This window comes from Fulvivirga imtechensis AK7 (assembly GCF_000331535.1).
Taxonomy (GTDB): Bacteria; Bacteroidota; Bacteroidia; order Cytophagales; family Cyclobacteriaceae; genus Fulvivirga; species Fulvivirga imtechensis.
The window spans coordinates 1-347 of record NZ_AMZN01000200.1 but is presented as its reverse complement, the minus strand read 5'-3'; the positions used below and the strand labels follow the sequence as shown (position 1 = coordinate 347).

Below are 347 nucleotides of genomic sequence, written 5' to 3'. Positions count from 1 at the left end.
GGTCACGCACAGATAACATCTCAATCCTTCTACCACAGGCGCATTGCCCTCGAAGGTGTTGTGGCAGAAAAGCCGGGTTTTGTTTATATTTACCTGAGCAATGAGAGTGACAGCCCATTGCCGGTGTTCTTTGATGATATGAAAGTAACGCTCACAGAGAGCGCTGTGGTGCAACAGGACAGCTACTACCCTTATGGCCTGACTTTTAACTCCAACAGGAGGGCTTACGGATATAAGAATAGCTTCTTATTCAACTCCGGGAGTGAGTATAATGAAGATCCAGGTTATTACGAGACCTTCTATCGGCAGTATGACCCAGCACTAGGCAGGTTCAATTCCGTAGATCC

The 347-nt window shown here is 47.0% G+C and carries 1 protein-coding gene; it reads left to right on the top strand.

Features of this window, described 5'->3' with window-relative positions:
• Positions 1–347: hypothetical protein (locus tag C900_RS27760; protein ID WP_040497731.1), on the top strand; the 347-nt coding region annotated here is incomplete at both ends.